Below are 12,178 nucleotides of genomic sequence, written 5' to 3' on the forward strand. Positions count from 1 at the left end.
TCCTTTTTGAGGAAGAAAAATTCCAACAAATAGCCCCTATTCAATATTATAAGGAGCCAGAAAAATTGGTATACCGCTTTATAAGTAATAGATTAACCTTTGCTTATGATGATACTAAAACATTAACTTTAAATAGTGCCAATATACTTATACCTAAAAGTACTTTTAATATTAAATACATATTAGCCTTGCTAAATTCCGCTCCATTGCAATTTTACTTTGAAAACACATTTTCCAGTTTTAAAGTTTTAAGACACCATATCGAAGCTTTTCCAATACCAATAATTGATTTTAGCAAAGAAAAGGAGATAGAAGGGCTAGTTAATTTAATTTTGCAAGAGGATAAAGAAGAAATTCTAAATAACTTATATCAAGAACTTGATGAAGAGGTTTGTAAATTATTCTGTTTAAGTAAAAAAGAAATAATATGTTTAATAAAATAAAGAGCTCGTTTTATGAGCTCTCAGATTGAAAAGAATCCCTTTGTCCTTATCCTAACATTGCTTTTAAATCTTCTTGAGGATCTCCCGTTAATTTAAGGTTAAAGGTTTCTTGCAGAACCTTTAGCACTCCTGGAGAAATAAATTCTGGTGGTTTAGGACCAATATAGATGTTTTGTACACCTAAACTAAAGAGACCTAAAAGAATTGCTACAGCCTTTTGCTCAAACCAAGAAAGAACAATACTTAATGGTAGTTCATTAACTGAGCAGTTAAAGGCTTCTGCCAATGCTAAAGCGATTTTCACAGCAGAGCCGGAGTTGTTACACTGGCCTAAATCAATATATCTAGGAATACCATCAATGGTACCAAAATCGATATCATTAAACCTAAATTTACCACAAGATGTTGTTAAAATTACACAATCCTTAGGTAATGATTGGGCTAGTTGGCGGTAATACTCTCCCCCTTTACCGGGAGCATCACAACCGGCAATGACAAAGAATCTTCTAATTTTACCCTCTTTAACAGCACTAATGATTTCAGGAGCTAATTTTAAAACATTTTCATGGTGATAACCTGTTATTAGTGTTTTATCAGAATCAATATTAGCTTCAGGTAGCTCCAAAGCCTTGTTAATTAGAGGAGTAAAATCATTATTGATAATTTTTGTTACCCCCTCCAAACCAGCGACACCGTATGAAAACATCCTATGGCCGTAGGACCCTTTTATTGGCATTACACAATTAGTGGTTGCTAAGATGGCACCGGGAAACTCTTCAAATACCTTTCTTTGATCATACCAAGCTTTACCGATATTACCTTTTAGGTGGCTATATTTTTTAAGCTGAGGATAGCCGTGGGCTGGCAGCATTTCAGAGTGGGTATAAATATTAATACCTTTTCCTTCAGTTTGTTTAAGAAGTTCTTCTAAAGCAAAGAGGTTATGACCTGTTACAATAATAGCTTTACCTTCAATTTTATCGGCAGAAACCACTACAGGCTGAGGAATTCCCAATCTATCGGTATGGGCTTTATCTAGAACCTCCATTATTTTAACTGTAGCTTGTCCTACTTTCATCGCCATTTGAATGTGTTCTTCTAAGTTAAAATTAGAATTTGTTAATGTTAAGTACAGTGCTTCATGGGTTAATTTATCAACTTCTTCACTAGAAGCACCTAATTCTCTAGCATGGGTAGCATAGGCGGCAATACCCTTTAATCCTAAAATTATTGTATCTTGCAAACTGGAAATTTCAGAATTTTTACCACAAACACCTATAGGACCAGTACAGCCCCCTTTCTTAGTTTGCTCGCATTGGTTACAAAACATTTCCATAAACTACTACCTCCTTAATATATATTATGTATATCATAATAATCTAGAATATAATAAAAATCTGTGATATAAATCATATTGGAAGGAAAAAATTAAAAAATAAAAGGTTTTAGACTTATAAATGTAGAATTATTTACTCAGAAAAAATTAAAAACAAGACGGGGTGAAAAGCTTTGATTAAAAGTCTCATTGTAGCGGCTTATGTAATAATTATGTTAATTTTATCTATTCCTTATCTGCTAATTATAAAATTATGTAAGTTTTTAGGTTTGAAAAAAGTTTACTCTACTCTTTTAAACTCCTTTCTAATCTTTTTTTGCCGATCCGCTTTTTGGTTAGCAGGAGTTAAAGTTGAAGTAGAAGGTCTAGAAAATTTATTAGACAGAAATATGATATTTGTAGGAAACCATCAAAGTATGGTAGATATCCCGGTCATGTTAGGTTATATTCCTGGAATAAAAGGGTTTATCGCTAAAAAGGAAACCAAAAAATTACCAATTATTAATTGGTGGATGGAAGAAATAAACTGTGTTTTTTTAGACCGACATAATATTCGCCAAGGGATGAAGGATATGGCAAAAGCCAAGGGATTATTAGAAGAAGGAAAATCTTTAGTAATATATCCTGAAGGAACTAGGAGTAAAAGTGACCAAATGGGTGAGTTTAAAAAAGGTAGTTTGAAAATAGGGGTTCAGGCAGGTGTGCCTATTGTACCAGTTGCCATTTCAGGTTCATATAAAATATTTGAAGAAGAAAGAAAGATAAAAAAAGGTAAAGTAAAGGTAAAGATTGGCGAACCTATTTTTATTGAAAGGTTAAGTGAGGAAGAAAAAAAAGATATCTCCCAATTAGCCTATGAAAGGGTAAAAGGCCTTTTAGAAAAAATACAAAAACCTTAAATAAAAGGTATTTGTATTGAGAGGTGAAAAAATGGAAAAAGGATATATAAGAAAGTCCCACCTTCGATGTTTAAATTATGGTGTTGATAAAGAAAGAAATTTTTCTGCTAAAATTATCGCCGGTCAACAGCTTGCCGATAGATTAGAGAAAAATAGAACCCTCATAGAAGTAGCAACACCCTTTATGGAACACCTCTATAATTTCGTTAAAGGCTCTAACTTCTTTTCCATCTTAACCGATGGAGAGGGTTGTATTTTAAAAGTCATAGGGGATCAAGAAATATTACAAGAAGCTTACTCGTTAAAAATGATACCCGGTGCTTTTATGGATGAAAAGAATATTGGAACAAATGCAATGGGTACTGCACTGGCGGAAGGGAAACCTGTACAAGTTTCGGGGGAAGAACACTATATAAAAGCATATCACCGTTGGACCTGTTCAGCTGCCCCTATTAAAAATCCTGATGGTGAAGTTATCGGTTGTCTAGACTTAACAGGCTACAGTCCCCAAGTCCATTCCCACACTCTAGGAATGGTGGTGGCAGCGGTAAAGGCGGTAGAAAACATTTTAACAAAGGATCAAGCGACTTTTAAACTTTCTGTTGTTAATAAATATATAGAAACAATAATCAATTCTATAGATGAAGGGATCATAACCGTTGGACCAAAGGGTTACTTAAAACTTTTGAATGCTAAAGCAGAAAAAATTTTAGGTTTATCTAACATTGAGATACAGGGGAAAAGAGCCAAAGACTATATTGAAAATTGGGATTTTATTGAAAGGATACTCAAAGAAAAAAATAAGATATCTGAAGAAGAGACATATATAAAAAGTAAAAAAGGAAAGTTTCACTGTATTATAAGTGGCTATTTTATACAAGGTAAAGATAAACCTCAAGGATATGTTTGTATTTTTAAAGAAATAAAAACAGCAAGGAAATTGGCAAACAGGATGTATGGTAAACAGGCGGTATACACCTTTGAAAAAATTATCGGTAGAAACAAAGAGTTTATTAAAACATTAGAGAAGGCAAAAAATATAGCAGATAGCCCTTCTACAGTTTTAATTTTAGGAGAAAGTGGAACAGGTAAAGAAGTTTTTGCCCAAGCAATTCACAATGCTTCTTCTAGAAAAGATGAGGCCTTTGTGGCCATCAATTGCGGTGCAATACCTAAAAACTTAATAGAAGCAGAATTGTTTGGATATGAGGAAGGAGCTTTTACCGGTGGGAAAAGGGGTGGAAGTATAGGTAAGTTCGAACTAGCCGATGGAGGAACCCTTTTCTTAGACGAAATTGGAGAAATGCCCCTTGATATGCAGGTCAACTTACTTAGGGTATTAGAAGAAGGGAAGTTTTATAAAGTAGGGGGCAATAGGGAAATATCCGTCGATGTCCGGATAATTGCAGCTACCAATAAAGATTTAAAAAAAGAAGTAGAAAAGGGTTTTTTCCGCAAAGACTTATATTATCGTTTAAATGTCTTGACTTTAAAACTTCCTTCATTAAAAGAGCGAAAAGATGACATCCCTTTATTAGTAGACTATTTCTTAACAATTAAATCTCTAAAATTAAACAAAAAAACGGTAGTATTAGGTGAAGAAATTTTAGAAAAATTTATGAATTATCATTGGCCGGGAAATATTAGAGAATTAGAAAATGTAATTGAAAGTATAGTTAATACTCCTGATTTGTTAGAGTTACCCTTTGAAAAACCAAATATAAAATTTAGTTTCGATGAACAACTATTAGAATTAGAAAACCTAGAAGATGTAGAAAAATATACCATTGAAAAGGTATTGAAAAAATATAATTATAATATATCCAATGCCGCTAAGGCATTAGGTATTGGTAGGAATACTTTATATCGAAAAGTAGAAAAATATAAAATTAAAGTAGAAGACCATTTTTGTTCCAATTTGAAACAATTGCCCTAAAAGGATACAAAAAATATTGACACTATGTTCCAAAATAACACAGCCCCCTTTTTTCTATTAAAGGGATGCTGTGTTTTCTTTATTTATAAAATTAGGAATGTTGGCACGAACTTTGCGTATTATTATACTGTGAAAAAATATAAGGGAGGCGGTAGAAAGATGCATGGTTACAGAGGGAAGATTCTAAGGGTTAACCTCACAGAGAGAACTTGTAAAGTGGAAGATTTAGATTTAAACTTGGCAAAAAAATATCTCGGCGGTAGAGGTTTAGGGGAAAAACTCTTTATGGATGAAGTAGACCCTAAAGTAGACCCTTTTAGCCCCGAAAACAAGTTTTTAGTAGTAACGGGTCCTTTAACAGGTACACCTACCCCTACAGGGGGCAGGTACATGGTTGTAACAAAATCTCCCCTTTCTGACACCATAGCCTGTTCAAACTCCGGTGGTTTTTGGGGAGCAGAACTTAAATTTGCCGGTTATGATGTAATTATAGTAGAAGGTAAAGCAGATAAGCCAGTATATATCCATATTGAAGATGATATGGTCGAAATTAAAGATGCCCAACATTTGTGGGGTAAAGTTGTATCTGAAACTACAGAAGTTTTAAAGGGAGAATTAGGAGAAAAAGTTAAAGTTTTAACTATAGGACCGGCCGGTGAAAAACTTTCTAGAATCGCAGCGGTAATGAACGATCTTTATAGAGCAGCAGGTAGATCGGGAGTAGGGGCAGTTATGGGTTCTAAAAACTTAAAGGCTATTGTAGTTAAAGGAAGTGGCAAGCCTCAAATCGCTGCCGAAGATAAACTTAAAGAAGTAGTAGCTAGTTGTATGAAAAAAATAAAAGAAAATGGGGTTACAGGTCAAGGATTACCTACTTATGGTACAGCAGTATTGGTAAATATTATTAACGAAAATGGAGTATTCCCCACTAACAATTTCCAAAAAAGTGTATTTGCCAATGCAGAGGAAATCAGTGGTGAAACTTTAGCGGAAAAATATTTAATTAAAAAAGATGTTTGCTATCGCTGCCCTATCGGTTGTGGCCGTTACTGTAAAGTAGATGACATTGAAGGTGGAGGGCCAGAATATGAAACTATCTGGGCCTTTGGTGCCGATTGTGGAGTTTCAGATTTAGGAGCTATCATTAAAGCTAACTTCTGGTGTAATGAATTGGGATTAGATACCATTTCTGCAGGAGCTACTATTGCTGCAGCTATGGAACTTTATCAGAGGGGTTATATTAAGGAAGAAGACACCAATGGTATTCCTTTAGAATTTGGTAATAGTGAAGCAGTGATCCAGTGGACTAAGCGGATAGGTTATAGGGAAGGCATAGGAGATAAAATGGCGGAAGGGTCTTATAGGCTTGGGGAAAGCTACGGAGTTCCTGAGTTGTCTATGAGTGTTAAAAAACTAGAATTACCAGCTTATGATCCTAGGGGTATTAAGGGTCAAGGATTACAATATGCTACATCTAACCGTGGAGGTTGCCATGTTAGAGGTTATTTAATTTCACCAGAAATTTTAGGACTACCTGAAAAATTAGATAGATTTTCTTTAGAAGGTAAAGCCCAATGGGCCAAGACTTTCCAAGATTTAACAGCGGCTATTGATTCTTTAGGATTATGTCTGTTTACTTCCTTTGCCTTAGGACCACAGGAATATGCTGATCTGTATAATGCCGTAGTAGGCACTGATTTTAGCGGAGAAGATATTTTAACTGCTGGGGAAAGGATTTGGAATATTGAAAAGTTGTTTAACTTAAAGGCAGGCTTAACTAAAGGAGATGACACATTGCCTAAGAGATTATTAAATGAGCCAATTCCCGATGGGCCTTCTAAAGGTAATGTACATCAGTTAGAAGAATTACTACCCCAATATTACCAAGTAAGGGGATGGGATGAAGAAGGGGTACCAAAGGAAGAGACATTAGCGAAATTAGGGATCTAATAACTAAATTCTAATATATAAATATAGGCAGAGCCAGGGCTCTGCCTATATTCCTCTAAATAAAATAGGGAAAGCTTAAGCTTTTCTTAAGACAAGGTGATAAGTATGAAAAAATTAGGGATTGAATTTAAATTTACAGAAAGTTCTCCTGAAAAGGTCTATTTAGAATTAACTAATGGTTGTAATCTAAATTGCCAGTTTTGTTTTCGCCACGGTTGGAATGAAGGGATATTTGAATTAGATGGGGAAATTTTAGAAAAGATTAAAAGAGGATTAGAGGGAACAAGGGTTAAAGAAGTGATTTTAGGAGGAATAGGTGAACCAACAACGGCGAGTAATTTTGAAACTGGAGTGAAGCTCTTTAAGGATTATAATTTAACATTAACTACCAATGGAACTTTGCTTAAAGAAAAAGGGGAAATTATCAGTCAGGGGATTAAGAAAATAATAGTTTCTGTAGATGGAGATGAGGATAAATTTTTTCAAATTAGGAATACTCCATTAGAACAGGTCCTTGATGGAATTAAGTATATCAAAGGGATAAACAAAGGAATAGAAGTTCTCCTTCAGTTTGTGATTGGAAGAGAAAATGTGGATAAAATGAAGGCTGTTGTGGATATCTGCGAAAAATTGAATTTACAAGGGGTAATTTTTTCTAATATAATACCTGGCCAGCAAAGGGATAAAGATAAATACCTTTATACCCTTGGGCCTAACCCTTATTTAGATAGGGTTTTTAATGAAGTGAGAAATTACTCCTTTAAAAAAGGTGTTAACATAATTTATCCACAAACCAAAATAAAAACCCTTAGAAAATGTGGATTTATCGAAGAAGGATCAATATTTATCAACAGTTTAGGGGAAGTTTGCCCTTGCTATCGCTTTGCCCATAATTCTAAGGAGTACGTTTTTGGTAGAGAAAAAAGGATTAGTAAACACAGTTATGGAAGTGTAAAAGATGGGGATATCTTAACAATTTGGAATTCTAAAAGTTATTTAGATTTTCGCTTAACATTAATTACAGAAAACTACCCTTCTTGTTTAGATTGTGATTTAGTTGATGGTTGTGATATAGTTAACCAAACTACCTGGGATTGTGAGGGGATGTCACCTACCTGTGGAGATTGCCTTTGGTCTAGGGGGATAACAATTTGTCCATAAAAGGAACTTACGAAAGGGGAATAAGGATGATTAACTTAACAGTACGGTTATTTGCTACCTTGAGGGAAAACAGAGGGAAAGAACTCCATTTACAGTTTGATAAACCAGTAACTCCAAGGGATATAATAGAAAGGTTAAATATCCTTGAAGAAGATGTAGCTATATTATTGGTCAATGGTAGAGATGGCAGTTTAGATACCCACCTTGAAGATAATGATATTATTTCAATTTTCCCTCCCGTTGGCGGGGGCTAAAGCAGGATTTTTCCTAAACAATGTAGAATGTAAAAATTAAGATAAAAACACCGGTAAATACCGGTGTTTCCATTATAGGAGGGAAAATTATTGGTAAAATTTATCCATTGTGCAGATATCCATCTAGATAAACCTTTTTCAGGTTTAGGAACTATTGATGAAAGGATACAACAAAAGGTATTGGAAGGGAATAAAAAGGCCTTTGAACAGATAATAAATATAGCATTGGAAGAAAAAGTGGATTTTCTGTTAATAAGTGGGGATCTTTTTGATGGCACAAAGGTCAGTTTAGAAAGTCAAATGCTATGTGTAAGGCTTTTTAGAATGTTAGAAAAGGAAAACATTAAAGTTTACATTGCTAGAGGTAATCATGACCCTAAGGGAACAGTTCTTAATATTAACTTCCCTGAAAATGTCCATTTTTTTTCGGAGAAGGAACCGGAAACTATCCCTTTGGAGAAATTTGGGGAAAAGGTTTTTATCCATGGTATCAGTTACCCTAAGGAAAAGGTAGAGGAAAATTTAGCATTAAAATTTCCCGTTGCTAAAGAAGGAATAAATATAGGGGTTTTACATTGTGAAGTAGGGACAGGGGAAGGATACAGTCCTTGTACTTTAAGGGATCTCAAAGAAAAAAATTACCACTACTTTGCTTTAGGACATATCCATAAAGGAGAAGTTTTATCAGAAGATCCTTATATAGTTTATTCTGGGACCCATCAAGGTAAAAACATTAAAGAAACTGGAGAAAAGGGTTGTTTTTTGGTATCGATAGAAAATGGACAAGTTCAAATAGAATTTTATAAAACCGGTGTTATCCAGTGGATTTGTGAAGAAGTAGAAGGAGCTGACTTGACTAGTATAGATGACCTAAAGGATATATTGGAACAAAAGATCAAAGAAGTAACAGAAAAAATAGAAACACAAGGGGCAATAATAAGGTTCCTTTTGAATGGCCAGAGCAAGCTAGCTGGAATCGATACAGAAGAACTAAATGGTTTAGTAGCAGGTTTTAATGAAGAATTTGCCTATAAATTGCCCTTTATTTGGGTTGAATCCATTGAAAATAACCTTAAATCCCCAATAGATATAGAAAAGTTAAAAGAGCAGGATTTCTTTTTAGCTACTTTGTTAGGGATACTTGAAGAGAGCAAACTTTCTTTTAAATTACAAGAGGAAATATTTCAAAACCTAAAACTTTTATCAAAATCAGAAATTAGAAAAATTGTCGGGGAACTAAACAAAGTTGAAATTCTACAAAAGACAGAGAATCTTTTGATACAATATTTTGCTGGAGGATTGGATAATGTGGATTAAAGGGATTAAAATTGATGGTTTTGGTATTTTGAGAGATTTTGAAATAAATAATTTGTCTCCAGGGTTAAATATAATCTACGGTTATAATGAAAATGGAAAGACGACATTGAAAAATTTCATTACTTCAATTCTCTTTGGCTTTAAAGATAGGAGGAATGTAATTAAACGGTATGAACCGGTGAATGGAGGAACCCACGGAGGTAAATTAGTATTTAATTATAAAGATCAAAGATGTGAAGCCTCTAGATTTTATAAGAAAAAATCAGAAGGTGATTTAGAAGTAATTTGTAGTGGACAGTTAAAATTTACTTTATCAGAAATTTTAGCAGGGATAAATAGAGATGTATATGAAAATGTATTTTCCTTTGGGTTAGAAGAGCTAGGGAGTTTAAACAGTTTGACAGATAAAAAGGAAATAGTGGAACAAATATACACTGCCAGCTTTGGAGTAAAAACTGATTTAATTAAAAATGTAAAAAAAGAATTAGAAGGGCAGCTAGATAATATCTATAAGGATGGTAATAATAGTAAAAAGCTGTTAAATCAAAACTTAGAAGAATATAAGGTAGTAAAAAAAGCTATCTTAGAGGCAATGAAAAGGGAAGAAAAATACGGGGAATTAAAGGAAAGGTTACAAGGATTAGCAATTCAAAGGGAAGAAATAGAAAAGGAAAAATTAGATCTTGAAAGGGAACTAATAAAATCTGAAACCTTATATAACTATTTCCCAACCTATCAACAATACTTAGAAATAGAGAGGAAAGTAAAGGAATTAAGTTATAAAGGAGAGTACAGTGAAGGTGACTACAATAGTCTACAAACCCTTATTGGAGAATTGGAAAAGCTAAGGGAAGAAAAGGAAGAAAAAGGGTTAGAATTAACAAAAATTCAAATTAATCTAGATAATATTACCTTAGATAATCGACTCCTCGAAAAAAAAGAAAAGTTAAAAAAATTAGGGGAGTGGGCTATAAGTATAAAAGAAATTAACAAAAACTATCAAGATAATAGGAACAAATGGGAAGAGTTAAATAAAAGAATTTCAACAGCTAAAATCAGCTTAATTGGCAAATTACAAAAAGAGGTAGAAGAAATTTTCCTCCCCATAGGTTTTAAAAAGAAACTAGAAGAGTTAGAAGAAAAAATTAATAACAAGATGAAAGAAGAAGAGCAAAAAGGGTGGGAAATCAGTCAGTTAAAGGAGAATTTCCACACTATCAAAGGTGAAGATATAGGGGAAACCCTTTCTATGTTATATCAGCTAAAGGATTGGGAAAATAAAAAAGGAATATATTTGCCAAAGGTTTTACTCCTATTGAATACCTCTATCCTTTTCTTTTTAGTTTGGCAAGGGGATTACCCATTTTTAACTATATTTTTTGCCTTAAGCATTATCCCATTAAATTTTTGGTTGATTTATAATTGGGTAAAAGATAAAAATAATAGGATAAAGATTAAAAGTGCTCTAAAGGATAAGGGAGTTATAAATTTTAACAATATTGATTTAGAAATAAATAAGTTTCAAACTTTAGAGAGTAACTATCAAAAATTACAAAGGATCTTAGAGATATATAATTCTATAGTAGAAGATCTTAGAGATTTAGAAGGGGAAAAAGAACAACTTTTTTCTGAAGTAGGTTTTAAGGGAGATTTGTCCATAAAGGAAGGTTTGGATTTAGTAGAAGAGATTTCTAAGATTCAAGGATTATTAGGTGAAGCTGAGGAATATAAGTTAAAGTTCAATGGAGAAAAAGAAAAAATAAATAATTTTATTCAAATATGTAAGATAGAGATAGATGATAAGCTAACATCCTTAGAAGATGCTTTAATAACTGTTAATCAAAAACTAGAGTTATTAAAAACAGAAGAAGAAAAAGTGGAGAAATATAAAGGGTTGAAGGGTCAATTGGAATTTGTTTATAGGGATATTCAAAGGATTTTAAAGGAAGAAAGGGAGAAGGAAGAAAAATACAAGGAGTTATTAGATAAAGGAGGAGTAAAAACACCACAGGAGTATGAAGAAAACTATCAGAAGTATTTAGAAGGAAAAAAATTATTGGAGATGAAAAATACTTATTTAGCCAAGTTAGAAGGTGTTAATCTTGGGTCAATCCAAGAGGTACTTAAAATCTATAGTGAAATAAATGAACAACATCTTACTAGAAAGATTAGGGATTTAATAGAAATGTTACAAGATAAAAAAGAAAAAATAGAAGAAATTTCTAAGGAAATAGGAAAGCTAGAAAAAGAAATCGAAGACTTAGAAAAAAATAGTTCATTACAACAATTGGCTTTAACAGAAGAGAGAATAAAAAATCAAATAATCGAAAACGTTAAAAGGTGGGCTATCTATAAATCAAGTTTAACAGTTTTAGAAAAGGCTATTAAAGAGTATGAAGAAAAAACCCAACCAGATGTATTAAAAAGGGCTGCAGAATATTTTACTATAATAACTGATGGTAGATATAACAATATCAAAGTTAAAGATAATGAACTGATAAATATGTTTGTTGTCCAGCCAAATGGTAAAGAGATTCCAGTGGAAGCCTTAAGTAGAGGGACCCAAGAACAGCTGTATATTTGCATAAGATTAGGACTGATTAAAGAATTTTCCGATAAAAAAGGTCCCTTGCCTTTACTTTTTGACGATATTTTTGTCAATTTTGATGAACAAAGGATGGCAAAAGGTTTTAATGTTTTACAACAATTGGCAAAGGAACAGCAAATACTCTTTTTTACTTGTCATCAAAGGGTACTAGATCTTTTACAAAAGGAAAAAGTAAATACCGTAAATCTTGCCTTTTTATCATAAGTAGGTTATTATACATTTATTGAAAATAATATTGAACTAAATATCCGAGAAAATACAGAATACATATAAC

Annotated in this window: 9 protein-coding genes; 8 read left to right on the forward strand and 1 reads right to left on the reverse strand. The window is 33.0% G+C overall.

Annotation, left to right across the window (positions count from 1 at the left end):
• On the forward strand, positions 1 to 443 hold a 443-nt coding region (locus BMX60_RS05000), incomplete at its 5' end, for a TaqI-like C-terminal specificity domain-containing protein (RefSeq protein ID WP_278276545.1).
• Positions 444 to 489: 46 nt separating this feature from the next.
• On the opposite strand, the gene hcp is transcribed toward BMX60_RS05000, so the two are convergent.
• Positions 490 to 1,773, reverse strand: coding sequence for a hydroxylamine reductase (gene hcp / locus BMX60_RS05005; protein ID WP_091349916.1), 1,284 nt, complete (start codon positions 1,771 to 1,773; stop codon positions 490 to 492).
• 179 nt (positions 1,774 to 1,952) lie between these two features.
• Between hcp and BMX60_RS05010 the strand changes: the two genes are divergently transcribed.
• From BMX60_RS05010 to BMX60_RS05040, 7 genes are all read left to right on the forward strand, one after another.
• Positions 1,953 to 2,678 carry a lysophospholipid acyltransferase family protein gene (locus BMX60_RS05010; protein ID WP_091349840.1) on the forward strand — a complete coding sequence of 242 codons (726 nt, stop codon included), beginning with the start codon at positions 1,953 to 1,955 and terminating at the stop codon, positions 2,676 to 2,678.
• A 31-nt stretch (positions 2,679 to 2,709) separates the two neighbouring features.
• Entirely contained in the window at positions 2,710 to 4,614 is a 1,905-nt protein-coding gene (locus BMX60_RS05015) for a sigma-54-dependent Fis family transcriptional regulator (protein WP_091349843.1), read from the forward strand.
• Between the two features lie 159 nt (positions 4,615 to 4,773).
• A complete protein-coding gene (locus BMX60_RS05020) occupies positions 4,774 to 6,564 on the forward strand; it encodes an aldehyde ferredoxin oxidoreductase family protein (protein WP_091349845.1) in 1,791 nt (596 codons plus the stop codon).
• A gap of 105 nt (positions 6,565 to 6,669) precedes the next feature.
• Complete coding sequence (locus BMX60_RS05025; protein WP_091349847.1) at positions 6,670 to 7,725, forward strand: radical SAM protein; 1,056 nt, start codon at positions 6,670 to 6,672, stop codon at positions 7,723 to 7,725.
• Between the two features lie 29 nt (positions 7,726 to 7,754).
• Positions 7,755 to 7,979: a MoaD/ThiS family protein gene (locus BMX60_RS05030; RefSeq protein ID WP_091349917.1), complete on the forward strand. Its 225-nt coding sequence runs from the start codon at positions 7,755 to 7,757 to the stop codon at positions 7,977 to 7,979.
• A gap of 90 nt (positions 7,980 to 8,069) precedes the next feature.
• Positions 8,070 to 9,296 carry a metallophosphoesterase family protein gene (locus tag BMX60_RS05035; protein WP_091349850.1) on the forward strand — a complete coding sequence of 409 codons (1,227 nt, stop codon included), beginning with the start codon at positions 8,070 to 8,072 and terminating at the stop codon, positions 9,294 to 9,296.
• Positions 9,286 to 12,108 carry an ATP-binding protein gene (locus BMX60_RS05040; protein WP_091349852.1) on the forward strand — a complete coding sequence of 941 codons (2,823 nt, stop codon included), beginning with the start codon at positions 9,286 to 9,288 and terminating at the stop codon, positions 12,106 to 12,108. The genes BMX60_RS05035 and BMX60_RS05040 overlap by 11 nt, the downstream gene beginning before the upstream one ends.
• Positions 12,109 to 12,178 lie beyond the last annotated feature (70 nt).

This window comes from Anaerobranca gottschalkii DSM 13577 (assembly GCF_900111575.1).
GTDB lineage: Bacteria > Bacillota > Proteinivoracia > Proteinivoracales > Proteinivoracaceae > Anaerobranca > Anaerobranca gottschalkii.

Coding starts and splice junctions, on each gene's coding strand:
- BMX60_RS05040 (WP_091349852.1), top strand. CDS start 9,286: ATGTGGATTAAAGGGATTAAAATTGATGGTTTTGGTATTTTGAGAGAT.
- BMX60_RS05015 (WP_091349843.1), top strand. CDS start 2,710: ATGGAAAAAGGATATATAAGAAAGTCCCACCTTCGATGTTTAAATTAT.
- hcp (WP_091349916.1), bottom strand. CDS start 1,773: ATGTTTTGTAACCAATGCGAGCAAACTAAGAAAGGGGGCTGTACTGGT.
- BMX60_RS05020 (WP_091349845.1), top strand. CDS start 4,774: ATGCATGGTTACAGAGGGAAGATTCTAAGGGTTAACCTCACAGAGAGA.
- BMX60_RS05025 (WP_091349847.1), top strand. CDS start 6,670: ATGAAAAAATTAGGGATTGAATTTAAATTTACAGAAAGTTCTCCTGAA.